Raw genomic sequence first — 15,276 nt, forward strand, 5'->3', positions numbered from 1 at the left:
GTTGTGATTTCTTTTGTCGAATATTCCTTATGCGATAAGCGTGAGAAAAAAACATCGCGTAGTTGTTTAGCTACAAACAAAAAATTCGTCTTGCTGTTTAAACTTAGGCTGTCCCTTGGATGAGCGTGATTATACAAGACGACATGGCCTCAAGCATATAAAACATACTTTAGAAAAACATTTATGATTAAAATAATTCTTGCCGAGGATCATTTGGTTGTTCGAAATGGGATCAAATTACTTTTGGATTCTCAAGAGGGTTTACAGGTAGTTGGCGAGGCTAATAGTGGCGAAGAAGTAATTCGACTTGTGGACGATGGTGGAGAAGTGAATCTTGTGATAACAGATCTGACGATGGAAGGTATTGGTGGTATGGAACTGATCAGACGTCTCAAAAAAGCGCATCCAACGGTAAAGATCATCATTCTATCCATGTTAGCAGACATACCTTATGTCATCGAAGCCTTTGATTTAGGAGTAGACGGTTATTTAGTCAAAAACTCAGCGTACGATGAAGTATTATTTGCTATTCAACAAGTTTCGAAAGGCGGAACCTTCATTTGTGCAGAACTCACAATGACATTATTAGATAAAATCCGTTCGGCTACAGCGATCGAAGAAACTAATGCAGAGGCACGTATTCAAGTCGATATTAGCGAACGCGAAAGTGAGATATTACAACTTATTGGCGAAGGCTACACTAATATGGAAATCGCTGACAAACTATTCATCAGCAAACGTACTGTCGAGGGACATCGCCAAAACCTAATTGATAAGATGGGCGTAAAGAACTCCGCAGCACTGATCAAAATTGCGGTAAAGAACAATTTGATCAGTTAGAAAATCTTAATAAGTAGGAAAATATCAAAATAAAACGGTAATTATTTTTTCGAATGATCTCCGTCATTCTCTTTATCGTACACAAACGATTATATTTGTGCATTCTAAATAATAGGGGTTTGCACCGTCATAATAAAAAAAACGAGATAAACGCTGCTACTTAAAAGTACGTAAAGAAAAGGATGAAAGAACAATACGCTGTATTTATAGAGAGATTCCAGAAACGTCTACATGAGATTTTTCATAGCGAACACAATATTAATAATTTGAGCCTTGAAAGAGGTTTGCCAGATGAAGTGTGGCGCGGAATTATGGAACAAAATCCACTCTCAGTAGCTATTCCAGATCAATTTGGTGGCCGTGGTGCCAATGTCCGTGAATGTTTGGGAATCCTTTCGGCAGCTTCTTATGAGTCATTGTCATTGTCATTGACTTTCGGTATTAATATCGCTTTGTTTTTGGAGCCTTTGGCAAAATATGGTCATGCTGACATTCAGCAGGGCATATTTGATCGTTTTTTGAAGGAGCGTGCTATGGGCGGATTGATGATCACAGAGCCAGACTTTGGTAGTGATGCCTTGAATATGCGTACAAGCTATGTGGAGTCGGAAGCTGGTTTTAAATTGGAAGGACAGAAGCATTGGCAAGGTCTGACAGGCATGGCCGATTTTTGGATCGTAGCTGCTCGTAAGAAAAATCAAGCTGGTGACCTTGCTCGCGATGTCGAATTTTTCGTGACCGATAATAGCAAAGCAGAACAGCATATTCCAGTTGAAGAGTACTTCAATAACTTGGGATTATATATGATCCCTTATGGTTTGAATAAAATTGACTTAAACGTTCCGCATACTCACAAGCTGCAGCAATATAGTACCGGTATCAAAATGATGTTGGATATCTTGCACCGTAGTCGCATGCAATTCCCAGGAATGGGCATGGGCTTTATTCAGCGTATGCTGGATGATTCCTTGGCGCATTGTTTAAAGCGCAAGGTTGGAGCGCAATCTTTATATCATATAGATTCTGTGCAATATCAATTATCTCGTATTCAAACGGCTTATACCTTATGTTCGGGTATGTGCGCTTGGAGTTCTAGCGTAAGCGGAATAGAATTTGATCTAGCGACCGAAGGTTTAGAAGCCAATGCGATGAAAGCTTTAGTTACTGACCTGATGCAAGAATCTGCGCAGATCGCGGTGCAGTTATCGGGCTCCAGTGGTTATAAATTGGACCATGTCGCAGGTCGTGGTATTGTAGATAGCCGTCCGTTCCAGATTTTTGAAGGATCGAATGAAATGTTGTACACACAGATCGCGGAGATCGTGGTGAAGCAGATGAAGAAAGCCAAAGAATCACATATTGGTACTTTCTTGGCTGGATTTGAGCAAACAAAACGTGTGCTAGACAGATTCAAAAAGCACTTTGACATTTCTCTATCCGCAACCAATTTAGTGCAACGTCAATTGGTGGTTTTTGGTAAAGCGATTGCTCGTTTGGTATGTTTGCAGTATGTAGATCACATGGTTTCTAAAGGATTCCGCACTGATCTATTCGAACAGGCGGCCAAACATGTAGAAATGGATGTGAAAGCTTTATTGTCGGACTTCATCGACTTCAACGATGCGGCTCCAATCGTAGAATACCAAGAGAAATCAGACTGGGCTTCGTTTATTTAAACACGCTAAGTTAAATCATAAGATAGGCCTGTTGGACGTGTGTTCAACAGGCTTTTCTCTTTCTATGGTGGTGTTTTTAAAAGTTGATCTTGGTAAAATTCCAATGCTTTGTATCCACAATCGTTAATTGATTGCTATCTACAGGTAATCCCGTCAGGATCTTGAGAGCCTGCATCGCCATCATGCTGCCGATAATGCCAGGCAATGCCCCTAGAACGCCATTGCTATCGCAATCTGGAATATCATTCGCTGTTGGCGGCTCAGGAAATAGATCACGCAAGTTTTTGCTGCCGAGATGATTGAACACCGCTAGTTGCCCTTCGAAACCAAAGATACTGCCATATACCAACGTTTTTTGCCTTGCTACGCACACATCATTGACTAGATAGCGCGTGGTAAAATTATCCGATCCGTCGATAATCAGATCATATTCTTGGATCAAATGTGTGGCATTGCTCTGCTCTAGTTTGAAATCGTGTATGACGACTTGAATCAATGGATTAAGTGCTTTTACAAATCGCGCTGCACTGTCTATTTTGCGACCACCAATATCGCTGGTGCGGTGTATGATTTGCCGATTGAGATTATGCTCTTCGAGTACATCAAAATCTACAATGCCTAATGTGCCTACTCCGGCAGCGGCAAGATACTGTATAACCGGACTGCCTAAGCCGCCAGCACCAACCACCAAAATTTTACTTTGCATGATTTTGCGCTGGCCCGCTACGCCGATTTCTTCTATAAATATCTGTCGGCTATACCGGGAGAATGCGGTTGTTTTTTTTTCCATGACTTAACTATTCTGAAGGCCACTATACGCGCCATCCCAATCTTTCATAATCGGATCGTATCCCGAGCTTCTGATCAGATCAATGATCGTTTCCATGCTGCGCTCATCACTGATCTCAAATTGCTCAAGCGATTGCGGATCTACTACATAACCGCCAGGATTTGTTTTGGAAGCCGCACTCATCGTCGTCACGCCGATCGGAATAATATTATTCCGGAAATGTTCGCTTTCTCGTGTAGAAATTGATATCTCCAGATCGGGATTCCAAATACGATACGCACAGATCAATTGCAGCAGATGCCGATCTTCCATCACAAAGTTGGGCTCGATGATCCCTTCGGCAGGGCGCAGGCGTGGAAATGATACGCTGTATTTTGTGCGCCAATACTTTTTTTGTAGATAATTGATGTGCGATGCATTGAAAAAACTATCTGTACGCCAATCTTCCAAGCCCAACAAAACGCCCAAGCCAATTTTATGTATTCCGGCTTTGCCAATACGATCGGGCGTGTCCAGTCGATACTCGAAATTCGATTTCTTCCCTTTGGGATGATACGCTTTGTATACTTCCTGATGGTACGTTTCCTGATAGACCAATACCGTATGCACACCTGCTTGTTGCATTAGCTCATACTCATCTTGTTCTAATGGTTGTACCTCGATGGATATTTGCGAAAAATGAGGTTTCAGCAGGCGAATGGCATTTTGAAAATAGTCGACACCCACTATTTTATTAGCTTCGCCGCTCACCAGCAATACGTGCTGTAATCCCATCGCTTTGAGCGCCATAGCTTCCATCATCAATTCACTATCTGAGAGCGTCTTGCGTTTGAGCTTATTGTCCATGCTAAAGCCACAGTAGGTACAGATATTCTGACATTCGTTACTCAGATATAGCGGCGCGTACAACTGTATGGTTTTGCCGAAGCGACGCTGCGTGATCGACCGTGCTAGCTGTGCCATCTGCTCTAGCGAAGCTTCCGCCGCGGGCGAAAGCAATACGAGAAAATCCTCTAACTGATGCCGATCTTTTTGCAATACACGTTTCACATCTTCCTTCGTGCTGGCATAAATCTTTTCTTGGATGCTATTCCAATCGTGAGCAGCGAATGTTTCTTTGAATGTGGACATATTACGCGTTTTAATCGGTGAGAAAGGAAGTGAGCGGACTGGAAGCGATGCTGCTCGTGCTTTGCGCGCCCAAACCTGCTTCATATGCTTTGCGACCTGCGATTACCGCTTCTTTGAATGCTTCGGCCATGCGTACTGGATCTTTTGCTGCCGCAATGGCTGTATTGACTAAAACAGCATCGGCACCAATTTCCATGGCTTTGGCGGCATCCGACGGACTGCCGATTCCTGCATCTACTACGACCGGAACTTGACTTTGCTCGATGATGATTTCTAGAAAATCAATCGTGCGTAATCCTTTGTTTGTACCAATGGGCGCACCTAAAGGCATGACTACCGCGGTGCCGACTTCTTCCAACCGTTTGCATAAAACCGGATCCGCGTGGATGTATGGCATGACCACGAAGCCCGCTTTGGCCAATTCCTCGGTAGCGGCCAACGTTTCGATCGGATCGGGCAGGAGGTAGCGCGGATCGGGATGTATTTCCAGTTTCACCCAATTCGTTTCTAGCGCTTCTCGCGCCAGCATCGCGGCCAAAACCGCTTCTTTCGCGTTTCTCGCGCCCGATGTATTGGGCAAGAGATGCAGCTGCGGAATATCCAAGGCATGTAATAGTTGATCGGATGCCGATTCGTGATCTACGCGTTTTAGCGCCATCGTCACCAATTCGGTGGAGGCGGCGATCATGGCTTCGCGCATGCGTTGTAAATCGCCAAATTTGCCCGTTCCTAAAAATAGACGGGAAGTAAAAGTTCTATCTGCAATCTTTAAATCGTTCATTGTAATATGGATTTAATGGATGTGATGTGTTGCGGTTGTTCGGTAATGAGGGTCGAAACGGCTACGCCGTGTATGCCCAGACCGTGTAAAGTCGGAATGTCTTCCAATTGAATGCCGCCAATCGCATAAATCGGTGGGACGTCTTTGGCTAACTGTTGCAAGTATTGCATAATCTGCGTGAAACCTTCCAGTCCCAAAATCGGACTGAGCTTCTGTTTGGTGCTGGTAAAGCGCCACGGCCCTAAGCCAATGTAGTCGCAACGCTCCTCTATTCGCTGCAGTATATCGGCGACAGTATTGGCCGTTCCGCCAATTATTTTATCCGCGCCAAGCAGCGCACGCGCATCGTCCACAGGCATATCGGTCAGTCCAAGATGTACACCATCTACATCCGTAGCGCGTGCAGTATCCACGTGATCGTTGAGCAGACAGATCGCTTGGTAAGATGCGCAGTGATTTTTTACGGCAGTGCAAAACTTTAGGAAAGCAACATCTTTAGGTTGTTTCCAACGAATCTGAATCCAGTCAGCACCCGCATCAAGCGCTTGTCGAATATTTTGCAATTGTTCTGCGAGAGTATCTCCTTGCGAGATGTATTGTATTTTTGGGTAGGTTGATGCTTTTATCATTGTTTTATGTTGTTTGTATTGGCAAGGGCATCGCGACAATCATCGAATGCTTTGATCGGATTCGTGCTTTCCCAGATGGCGCCGAGCAGCGCTACGCCATCTACTTTAAGCGATAAAGTTTTTGCTATGTTGGTAGCAGCTATTCCGCCTAAAGCGATAAGTTTAACGGCCTGATTGTTCCTTGCTGCCAATTGCTCATGTATCGTAGATGTCGCACCATAGCCGGGTTTCGATATGCTTGGATAGAACGGACTCAAAAAAGCATAATCCCAACATTCTTCCAATTCATTGAACGTATCTATATTATGCACTGAAGTCGACAATTGTACACCTTGCAATACAGGCATGTGTTGTAATTCCAGTCGATCTCTTTCGCTATAATGGATGCGTTTAATATCAAATTCTTCGGCAAGCTCATGATGCGTATGCAAGACCAATTTTGCGTGATGATGTGCTGGTATGCTACGTATATATGCCGCAGTTTCCTTTGCTGTATACTCATATTTGCGAATATGCAAGCGATCAAGACCAGCATCCAACAATTGGATAACGGTTTTTAATTCCTGATCGGCAGCATATTCCGGTGTGAGTAAGATGATCATAAATACAACTGTTTTCCTTGATCGATGAATTCCTGTGACTTTTCGAACATGCCTTGTTCGGCGCTATCTCTGATCTCCTGCGTGATCTTCATCGAGCAGAATTTCGGTCCGCACATCGAACAGAAATGTGCCACCTTAGCGCCATCAGCAGGTAGGGTTTCGTCGTGAAATTCACGCGCCGTATCTGGATCCAGCGAAAGGTTAAATTGATCTTCCCAGCGGAATTCAAAACGTGCTTTGCTCAAGGCATTATCTCGGTATTGTGCTCCGGGGTGGCCTTTGGCCAAATCCGCCGCATGCGCTGCGAGCTTGTAGGTGATCACACCATCTTTCACATCCTTTTTATTAGGCAAGCCCAAATGTTCTTTCGGCGTCACGTAGCAAAGCATCGCACAGCCGTACCAGCCAATCATCGCTGCGCCAATCGCCGAAGTGATATGATCATAGCCGGGCGCAATATCGGTGGTGAGTGGCCCAAGCGTGTAGAATGGCGCTTCGTCGCATTCGGCCAATTGTTTTTCCATGTTTTCTTTGATCAAGTGCATTGGCACGTGTCCAGGCCCTTCGATCATCACTTGTACATCATGTTTCCACGCCACTTTAGTCAATTCACCTAAGGTTTCTAGTTCCGCAAACTGCGCGGCATCATTTGCGTCAGCGATTGCGCCAGGGCGCAATCCATCGCCTAGTGAAAAAGCGACATCGTAGCGTTTCATAATTTCGCAGATGTCCTCAAAGTGCGTGTACAAGAAGTTTTCTTGATGATGAAACAAGCACCATTTGGCCATGATCGAACCACCCCGAGATACAATTCCAGTTACGCGTTGTGCCGTGAGATGGATGTATCTCAAGAGTACACCAGCGTGGATCGTGAAGTAGGAAACGCCTTGCTCGGCTTGCTCGATCAAGGTATCCCGAAAGATTTCCCAAGTCAAATCTTCTGCCACGCCATTCACCTTTTCTAGGGCTTGATAAATCGGCACGGTGCCAATGGGCACGGGCGAATTGCGAATAATCCATTCGCGGGTTTCATGAATATTCTTTCCAGTCGACAGATCCATGATCGTATCCGCTCCCCAGCGGCATGCCCACACGGCTTTTTCTACTTCTTCTTCTATACTCGATGTGACGGCGCTATTACCAATATTGGCATTGATTTTTACCAGAAAGTTCCGGCCAATAATCATGGGCTCACTTTCCGGATGGTTGATATTGTTGGGAATGATAGCGCGTCCGCACGCAATTTCATTTCTTACAAATTCTGGCGTAATGCGTTGCTGTGGTGTATTAGCGCCAAAGCTATTGCCAGCATGCTGGTGATCCATACGGTTGGTCGCGCCCTGCAACTGTTCGATGCGTTGATTTTCGCGAATGGCTACATACTCCATTTCGGGCGTGATGATGCCTTGCTTCGCATAATATAACTGTGATACATTATGACCCGGTTTAGCAGCGAGCGGTCGGTGACTATATTCGAAGCGAAGATCATCCAACTTGGTGTCGGCTAATCTTGTTTTGCCATAATCCGAACTGATCTCGTCGAGCATATCCACATCATTCCGATCCATAATCCATGATTCGCGCAAGCGCGGAAGACCTTTTCGGATGTCAATGTTGGCATTTTCATCGGTGTACGGTCCAGAGGTATCGTAAATGGTGACCGGCGGATTGTGTTCGACTCTACCATTGCTCATTTTGGTTGGGCTGAGTGTAATCTCGCGCATCGCTACCTTGATCGGGAATAGCGAACCTTTCATGTATACCTTTTGGGAATTGGGGAAAGGGGAGTTGGAAATCGTGTGCTTTATCATAGTGTTGGCTTTTTCTGGATATGAAATGGGAATTTAACCTCCTTGCGTGGCGGAGATGATGAGGATTTGATCTTGCTCGTGCAAAGGGGTATCGGCCCAGCGATCTTTGGGAATCACTTGTTGATTGATCGCTACCGCAATGCCTTTTGTTTTGCCTTGCATCTCGAGCGCGACCAACGCGGCCACATCCTGTGGTGGATCTTCAAAAAAACGTGTCTGTTGATTGATGTTGAGTGTCATTCCTATTCATTTATGTACATATATACACTTTAGGGAATGACAGCTATAGTGCGAAGGCACCGAAAGATGACGATTCACTTTTCCCTACGCTGGTATGATCCAGATCAGGTTCAAAGGGTAAAATCTCAGCCTGCAAACTACGCAGACACCCCTAAAGTACTTGGCTAATCTACGACAATAAAATGAAAGACCACGATTCTTTTCCTATTTTTGTGAGAAGGCCTTACGGGATAATTCACAAAACCTGAGGTTACTACGCATTAGAACGAAACAGCACGTGGCAAAACTAAAAATCAACTATAACAAAGAGAAGCTTCAGTATAATTCGCCCATATTGAAATATATCATGGTCGTGGTCACCATTTTTTTGGTGTGCTTATTTATGCCGAAGCAACCCCGTTTTCGCTATGATTACCAAAAGGGAAAGCCTTGGAATCACGAAAACTTAGTTTCACCGCATGATTTTGCCATCCTCAAAACACAAGAGGAGCTGGATCGCGATCGGCAGCAGATTCTAAAGACGGTTCATCCGATTTATAATGTCAGCGAAGTCGTTAGCAAAGAGCAGCTCGATCAATTTAATATCGATTTGGGCGAAAAATGGCAAGCTGCGCAACTGGACACCCTGCCTTCACAGGATATTGAGCGCTATCGTGGGGTAGGAGCTGCTATTCTAGAATATGTGTACGATCGCGGCGTCATCTCGCTCAATAGCCGATATCAATTGAAAGGCAGCACTTCGGCAACGGGATCGGAAGCGGAGTATAATTTTATATTGGTGCAGGATAATGTGGCGCAGCAGCGCAATACGGCAAATAGTTTTACTATTGAAAGTGCGTATACGTATATTGAACGCATCGTAGATCGCAATCGTTTTGTACAGCAGAAAAAATGGCTTGCTGACTTGTTGAAGAATTATGTTGCGGTGAATTTGGTGTTCAATGAAGGACAGACCGAAAAAGCCGAGCAGACGGCTTTAGCGAATATATCGACCACGCGCGGTATTGTGCAACGGGATGAACTGATCGTGGAGCAAGGGAAGGTGATCAATAATGAGATCCTGCAAAAACTTGAATCTTTGCGTCGAGTCTATGAGAATGAGGCGCAGATGGGCGGAAAGCAGGGGTTGGTGCTGTTTGGCAATTTCTTGATGGTATTGCTCATCATGGTCTTGTTGATGATGTTTTTGTTTTTCTTCCGGTTAGATATTTACAATAACAACCGCTTGTTGATGATCATTTTCGCGGTCATCATCACGATGTTGGGTGTGCTGAGTTGGGCGATCAATATCAAGATTCCGAGCTTGTACTACATTCCGTATTGTATTGTACCCATTATCTTCCGAATTCTATTTGATACGCGCGTAGCACTCAATATCCATCTCTTAATGGTATTGATGGCGGCCTTGTTTGTGCCGAATAGTTTCGATTTTGTATTCTTACAGCTGGTGACCGGTATTGTGGCGATCTACAGTATACGTACCATGGTGAAGCGCGAGCAATTTTTGCTGTCAAGTTTGTTGATTTTGGCTTCGTATATTATTTCGTATACCGGTTTGGTGCTTACACGGAACGGTACGTTCGATAGTATTTATTGGAATGATATCCTGCCATTTGTCATCAGTGTCGGACTTACCTTGTTGGCGTATCCATTAATCTATGCGTTTGAAAAGCTTTTTGGTATTGTCTCTGATCTGACCTTGATGGAATTGACGAATAGTAATTCCAAACTACTTCGCGAATTGTCAATCAGAGCGCCAGGAACATTCCAGCACTCGTTGCAGGTAGCTAACTTGGCGGAAGCTGCGGTGTATCGAATAGGGGGGAATCCCTTGCTGATTCGTGCTGGTGCGCTCTATCACGATATCGGTAAAATGTCCAATCCTTTGTATTTTATTGAAAACCAAAAGACGGGTAATAATCCGCATGAAGAGCTTACGCCGGAGCAAAGCGCGCAAATCATTATCTCGCACGTGCTGAAAGGAGTGGAGATTGCCCGTAAAAATCAATTGCCAGAAGTGGTTGTCGATTTCATTCGTACGCACCACGGTACCACGAAGGTGGATTATTTCTATAATCTTTCGGTGAAGAACAATCCGGATAAATTAGTAGATGAAGAATTGTTCCGTTATCCAGGGCCAATTCCATTTTCGAAAGAGTCAGCGGTGCTGATGATTGCCGATTCGGTCGAAGCTGCATCGCGCGCCATGAAAGAATATACCGAACAATCGATCCACAATTTGGTAGACAAAATTGTGGATCATAAGTTGATGCAAAAGCAATTTATGAACGCAAATATCACGATGAAGGAGATTTCGCAGGTGGCCGCTATCTTTAAATCCATGCTAAAAAGTATTCATCATGTGCGTATTGATTACGATTTGTTGAAGAAGAAACCAGCGGAAGATTAAAAAAACTTTTTGACTGTCAAACCATTGCATCTGCAAGTGAAAAATTGCTTTGCAGAATGAAATTTTTGCGTTATGTTTGCACTGTCAATAACGGAGAGGTGCCTGAGTGGCCGAAAGGAACAGTTTGCTAAACTGTCGTACTGGAAACGGTACCGCGGGTTCGAATCCCGCCCTCTCCGCGAAAAACAACAAAAGCCCATCTGCAAAGATGGGCTTTGTGTTTTTGAGGAGTTCGGGATGAGTACCCGCAGGGTTCGATCCGTAGCAGGTTCAGGGTTGTGTTTTGGGGAATGTGGGGCTGAACCAATCCCGCCCCTCTTTCAACATCCTATAACCTTACTGATTAATATCCAACAACCGATCCCGTACCAACAAGCAAGCCCCAATCACGCCCGCCTTTTCTTGCAGTTGCGACAGCTTAATCTTCGTGTCTGTACTAACGAGATTTAGCGAAAACTTATTGATGGCGCTCTTGATAGGAAGTAGGATGTAATCGTTAGTCTGTGCTAATGATCCACCCAGTATAATTAATTCAGGATTGTAGAGATTGATGAGGATTGCAATGGCACGACCCAGCTTTTCAGCAATGGTAGCTAGCAATTCGATCGCTAGCACATCATCTGCATGAATGGCGGAAATGATATGACTGAGGTTGATATCATCGACTTCGACCGTCTGCGTTAAGGTTGTGGCGTATCCTTCCCGTACTTTTTGAATAAATAAATCCGTCAAAGCGCGTCCGGAAGCTTCCGTCTCTAAACAACCTTTCTTACCACAATGGCAAATGATTTCATTGTCGAATAATGGAATATGACCAAATTCACCGGCAAAGCCGGATTGACCATAATAAATTTGGCCATTGATCAGCGTACCCATCCCGATACCGTAATCGAGGTTGAGGAATAGCACATTCTTTTCTTGTTTTACCACCCCCGACATAAACTCTCCATAAGCCATGGCTCGAGAGTCATTTTCAATAAAAGTTTTCAGCTTCAAGGTCTCTTCTAGATACTTACTGAGCGGTGTTTCACTAAAGTGGAAGAAGCTGTAGCTGTATCCCGTTTTGTAATTAATCCTGCCGCTGAGATTCAGGCCTAAGGCTAATATCTTTTCCTTGGGAACAGATGATTTTTTGATAAACGTTTGTATGATCTTACATAAATCGTCTAAAGAAGCTTGGTTGTTGGCCAACTTATAAGGAAGATTCTCTGCAATAGAAACGACCTCTTTATTCAAGTCAATCAAGCCAATATTCACATGATTGTGTTTCACATCGACCCCTACGAAAAAGCCCGAGGTAGGTAATAATCCGTATATGTTGGGCTTTCTCCCACTGACTGTTGTCGATTTTCCATAATCCTTTACCAAGCCTTCGTCAATCAACTCATTGATCACATTGGTAATCTTGGGCACGCTTAACTTCAATTCTTTGCTGAGGTCTGCAATGGTATTGTTGCCATAAGCGGATAGGATGGCAATAATATGCTTTTTAATAGAATTGTTCTTGTATGCTACTCCAGAAATGTTTTCGTCGTCAATGTGTTCAAAAAATGTCATCCGCTTGAAAATTGTGTAAAAACAAATCTAGGGATTTAAAATAGATATATTCAATCTTATGTTTAATTGCAGTTATTTTATCTTTAAATTTATTTAAACAAGCTCAATTATTAAATATTATTAATAATAAACCCTTTTATTTTTAAATTTTATTTTTAATTTAGCTTTGTCAATGATAGATATGATCATTCAATTAGCTATCTGACCGTATAAATGACCAGAATTACCACCATTATGAATAAGCAGAATCGGAGAAAATTCCTGAAACAAACGATGCAAACTGGTTTCGCAGGTGTTGGGGCATCTATGTTGTTGTCTAGCTGTGGTCAAGATGTAGAAGCGGATTCGCAAGTTGATAATGTGATAACGATGAATGGCAAAGATCGTTTCTTGGTAAAGCCTGCTCATGCATTACCTATAACGGCCACTTTTATTGACGAGATCTCGCACGATATCCCTCATCAAAACTGGGGTGAAGCTGAATGGGATCTTGATTTCAGGTATATGCAAAAGATGGGGATCAACACCGTCATCCTGATTCGCGCTGGTTATCGTAAGTTCATCACCTATCCTTCGGCGTATTTACTTTCCAAAGGATGTTATATGCCGACTGTCGATCTGCTGGATATGTTTTTGAGATTGGCAGACAAGTATAGCATGCACTTTTATTTTGGTTTGTATGATTCTGGTGCTTATTGGGATACCGGAGATCTGTACAAGGAAGTCGAACATAATAAGCCCGTGATTGAAGAGGTGTGGGCGAAGTATGGTTCGAAATATAAAAGCTTCGCAGGTTGGTACATTAGCGGAGAAATCAGTCGTAAAACCAAAGGATCCATTCGTGCATTCCATGAATTGGGGAATATGTGTAAATCCATGTCCAATGACCTACCCACCTTCATTTCGCCGTGGATTGATGGGAAAAAGGCCGTTATGGCATCTTCCAATTCACTTTCCAAATCAGATGCGGTTAGCGTGCGGCAGCACGAAGAAGACTGGTCGGAGATATTTGATGGTATAAAAGACGTAATCGATGCCTGTGCTTTTCAAGATGGTCATATCGATTATAATGAGCTGGATGCCTTTTTTAGCGTCAACAAGCAACTGGCAGACAGATATGGCATTGCCTGTTGGACCAACGCCGAAACTTTTGATCGCGACATGCCCATTAAGTTTATGCCAATCAAATTTGATAAACTCCGCTTAAAACTCGAAGCTGCGAAACGAGCGAACTATGAAAAGGCCATTACTTTTGAGTTCTCTCATTTTATGAGTCCTCAATCGGCTTACAAGCAAGCTGGACATCTGTACGATCGCTATGTACAATTCATGAATAGTTAAAAATATAAGACAATACCATAAATACCTAATGAATAATATTATCAATATGCATAACACAACGGTCAACCTTAGATACATCGGATTTCTTTCTATCGTTGCCGCGATGGGCGGTTTTCTTTTCGGCTACGATACCGCGGTGATATCCGGCACGATCGCGCAAATAACGACACAGTATAGTTTAGATACGGTTTCTCAAGGATGGTATGTAGGTTGTGCCTTGATCGGTTCGATCGCTGGCGTATCTTGCGGAGGTTATTTGGGAGATCGATTTGGTCGGCGCAAGACGCTATTTATAAGCGCGGTTCTGTTTTCCATATCCGCAGTGTACTGTATGATTTCTTCCGATTTCAATCAGCTCATTTACGCTAGGATAATAGGAGGAATCGGTATCGGAGTGGTTTCTATCATATCGCCCATGTATATCTCCGAGTTAGCTGTACCGCAATATCGTGGCATGTTGGTGTCGCTCTATCAACTGGCAGTTACTATCGGTTTTCTCGGCGCGTATGTGGTGAATTACCTCCTGATGAATTATGCATTAGGTGATGCTAAAGATCTTCAACATGAGGGACTACAATTAATATTTCATCAAGAGGTTTGGCGCGGAATGCTTGGCGTTTCCGGTATACCTGCCATTTTCTTCTTTATCATTATCTTCTTAATTCCAGAAAGTCCGCGTTGGCTGGTGATGCATGGCCGTTCAGATAAAGCCCAAAGTATTTTTAAACGTATCTACGGATCTGAAAATGCCGCCAAAGCGGAAGTTCAAAAGATTCAAGATGTCAGTTCTTCGGAGAAGAAAGTCGATTGGAAGCTATTGGCACAACCCGGCGTGCGTAAAGCCGTATGGATTGGTGCTGCGATTGCCATTTTAGGACAGTTTATGGGCGTCAATGCCGTGCTTTATTACGGACCTACTATTTTCGAGAGTAGCGGAATTTCGGGTGGCGATTCCCTGTTTTATCAAGTCATCGTTGGCTTGGTCAATGTGCTGACGACCATATTGGCTGTCTTTATCATTGATAAGATCGGTCGCAAGAAATTGGTGTATCTCGGTGTTTCCGGAATGATTGTTTTTCTGGTACTCATTGGTGTCTATTTCTTCTGGGGTGCCGCATGGGGACTTCCAAGCTTGTTCATGTTGATCTGCTTTTTGGCGTACGTTTTTTGCTGTGCCATTTCGATTTCTGCCGTCATTTGGGTATTGCTTTCCGAAATGTATCCCAATGCCATTCGCGCATTAGCCATGTCCATTGCCGGTCTGTCGCTGTGGTTAGGTACTTATCTGATCGGGCAGCTTACGCCTTGGTTATTGGATAATTTGAGTCCGGGTGGAACTTTCTTTCTGTTTGCAGCTATGTGTGTGCCTTACATGCTAATTGTCTGGAAACTCGTGCCCGAAACAACCGGAAAATCTTTGGAAGACATAGAAAGACATTGGATTCATTAATCCTAATTATAACCGATA

The 15,276-nt window shown here is 43.7% G+C and carries 13 protein-coding genes, 1 tRNA gene and 1 riboswitch; of the genes, 6 read left to right on the top strand and 8 right to left on the bottom strand.

The window, feature by feature from the left end:
- The first annotated feature begins 183 nt into the window (after positions 1-183).
- Positions 184-840 carry a response regulator gene (locus DC487_RS03895; protein WP_116774614.1) on the top strand — a complete coding sequence of 219 codons (657 nt, stop codon included), beginning with the start codon at positions 184-186 and terminating at the stop codon, positions 838-840.
- 182 nt (positions 841-1,022) lie between these two features.
- Positions 1,023-2,516 carry an acyl-CoA dehydrogenase family protein gene (locus DC487_RS03900; protein WP_116774615.1) on the top strand — a complete coding sequence of 498 codons (1,494 nt, stop codon included), beginning with the start codon at positions 1,023-1,025 and terminating at the stop codon, positions 2,514-2,516.
- Between the two features lie 76 nt (positions 2,517-2,592).
- On the opposite strand, the gene DC487_RS03905 is transcribed toward DC487_RS03900, so the two are convergent.
- Genes DC487_RS03905 through thiS form a run of 7 tightly spaced genes read right to left on the bottom strand, consistent with a single transcriptional unit; the run spans position 2,593 to position 8,500 of the window.
- On the bottom strand, positions 2,593-3,306 hold the full coding sequence (locus DC487_RS03905) for a HesA/MoeB/ThiF family protein (RefSeq protein WP_116774616.1): 714 nt from the start codon (positions 3,304-3,306) through the stop codon (positions 2,593-2,595).
- 3 nt (positions 3,307-3,309) lie between these two features.
- Positions 3,310-4,437, bottom strand: a complete 1,128-nt coding sequence (thiH, locus tag DC487_RS03910; protein ID WP_116774617.1) for a 2-iminoacetate synthase ThiH — start codon at positions 4,435-4,437, stop codon at positions 3,310-3,312.
- Between the two features lie 10 nt (positions 4,438-4,447).
- Entirely contained in the window at positions 4,448-5,218 is a 771-nt protein-coding gene (locus tag DC487_RS03915) for a thiazole synthase (RefSeq protein ID WP_116774618.1), read from the bottom strand.
- Positions 5,215-5,847 (bottom strand): thiamine phosphate synthase, encoded by a 633-nt coding sequence (gene thiE / locus DC487_RS03920; protein ID WP_116774619.1) that lies wholly within the window; start codon positions 5,845-5,847, stop codon positions 5,215-5,217. The genes DC487_RS03915 and thiE overlap by 4 nt, the downstream gene beginning before the upstream one ends.
- A complete protein-coding gene (locus DC487_RS03925; RefSeq protein ID WP_116774620.1) occupies positions 5,844-6,449 on the bottom strand; it encodes a thiamine phosphate synthase in 606 nt (201 codons plus the stop codon). Before DC487_RS03925 ends, thiE begins: the two co-directional genes overlap by 4 nt.
- A complete protein-coding gene (gene thiC, locus DC487_RS03930; protein ID WP_116774621.1) occupies positions 6,446-8,260 on the bottom strand; it encodes a phosphomethylpyrimidine synthase ThiC in 1,815 nt (604 codons plus the stop codon). Before thiC ends, DC487_RS03925 begins: the two co-directional genes overlap by 4 nt.
- A gap of 33 nt (positions 8,261-8,293) precedes the next feature.
- Positions 8,294-8,500 carry a sulfur carrier protein ThiS gene (thiS, locus tag DC487_RS03935; protein WP_116774622.1) on the bottom strand — a complete coding sequence of 69 codons (207 nt, stop codon included), beginning with the start codon at positions 8,498-8,500 and terminating at the stop codon, positions 8,294-8,296.
- 64 nt (positions 8,501-8,564) lie between these two features.
- Positions 8,565-8,663, bottom strand: a riboswitch (TPP riboswitch).
- Positions 8,664-8,777: 114 nt separating this feature from the next.
- On the opposite strand from thiS, the gene DC487_RS03940 reads away from it, so the two are divergent.
- A complete protein-coding gene (locus DC487_RS03940) occupies positions 8,778-10,910 on the top strand; it encodes an HD family phosphohydrolase (protein ID WP_116774623.1) in 2,133 nt (710 codons plus the stop codon).
- 92 nt (positions 10,911-11,002) lie between these two features.
- Positions 11,003-11,089, top strand: a tRNA-Ser gene (locus DC487_RS03945).
- Between the two features lie 157 nt (positions 11,090-11,246).
- Here the strand turns inward: DC487_RS03945 and DC487_RS03950 are convergent.
- Complete coding sequence (locus tag DC487_RS03950; protein ID WP_116774624.1) at positions 11,247-12,467, bottom strand: ROK family transcriptional regulator; 1,221 nt, start codon at positions 12,465-12,467, stop codon at positions 11,247-11,249.
- Between the two features lie 234 nt (positions 12,468-12,701).
- Here DC487_RS03950 and DC487_RS03955 point away from each other — a divergent pair, with 234 nt between their 5' ends.
- Together DC487_RS03955 and DC487_RS03960 are read left to right on the top strand one after the other, a co-directional pair.
- On the top strand, positions 12,702-13,808 hold the full coding sequence (locus tag DC487_RS03955; protein ID WP_116775029.1) for a DUF4434 domain-containing protein: 1,107 nt from the start codon (positions 12,702-12,704) through the stop codon (positions 13,806-13,808).
- 46 nt (positions 13,809-13,854) lie between these two features.
- Complete coding sequence (locus DC487_RS03960; RefSeq protein ID WP_116775030.1) at positions 13,855-15,258, top strand: sugar porter family MFS transporter; 1,404 nt, start codon at positions 13,855-13,857, stop codon at positions 15,256-15,258.
- Positions 15,259-15,276: the final 18 nt, after the last annotated feature.

It is taken from the genome of Sphingobacterium corticibacter, assembly GCF_003076635.1.
In the GTDB taxonomy this organism is placed as follows: domain Bacteria; phylum Bacteroidota; class Bacteroidia; order Sphingobacteriales; family Sphingobacteriaceae; genus Sphingobacterium; species Sphingobacterium corticibacter.

What these genes read in the sequence shown, in the direction of transcription:
- DC487_RS03895 (WP_116774614.1), top strand. Translation starts at nt 184, where the DNA reads ATGATTAAAATAATTCTTGCCGAGGATCATTTGGTTGTTCGAAATGGG.
- DC487_RS03900 (WP_116774615.1), top strand. Translation starts at nt 1,023, where the DNA reads ATGAAAGAACAATACGCTGTATTTATAGAGAGATTCCAGAAACGTCTA.
- DC487_RS03905 (WP_116774616.1), bottom strand. Translation starts at nt 3,306, where the DNA reads ATGGAAAAAAAAACAACCGCATTCTCCCGGTATAGCCGACAGATATTT.
- thiH (WP_116774617.1), bottom strand. Translation starts at nt 4,437, where the DNA reads ATGTCCACATTCAAAGAAACATTCGCTGCTCACGATTGGAATAGCATC.
- DC487_RS03915 (WP_116774618.1), bottom strand. Translation starts at nt 5,218, where the DNA reads ATGAACGATTTAAAGATTGCAGATAGAACTTTTACTTCCCGTCTATTT.
- thiE (WP_116774619.1), bottom strand. Translation starts at nt 5,847, where the DNA reads ATGATAAAAGCATCAACCTACCCAAAAATACAATACATCTCGCAAGGA.
- DC487_RS03925 (WP_116774620.1), bottom strand. Translation starts at nt 6,449, where the DNA reads ATGATCATCTTACTCACACCGGAATATGCTGCCGATCAGGAATTAAAA.
- thiC (WP_116774621.1), bottom strand. Translation starts at nt 8,260, where the DNA reads ATGATAAAGCACACGATTTCCAACTCCCCTTTCCCCAATTCCCAAAAG.
- thiS (WP_116774622.1), bottom strand. Translation starts at nt 8,500, where the DNA reads ATGACACTCAACATCAATCAACAGACACGTTTTTTTGAAGATCCACCA.
- DC487_RS03950 (WP_116774624.1), bottom strand. Translation starts at nt 12,467, where the DNA reads ATGACATTTTTTGAACACATTGACGACGAAAACATTTCTGGAGTAGCA.
- DC487_RS03955 (WP_116775029.1), top strand. Translation starts at nt 12,702, where the DNA reads ATGAATAAGCAGAATCGGAGAAAATTCCTGAAACAAACGATGCAAACT.
- DC487_RS03960 (WP_116775030.1), top strand. Translation starts at nt 13,855, where the DNA reads ATGCATAACACAACGGTCAACCTTAGATACATCGGATTTCTTTCTATC.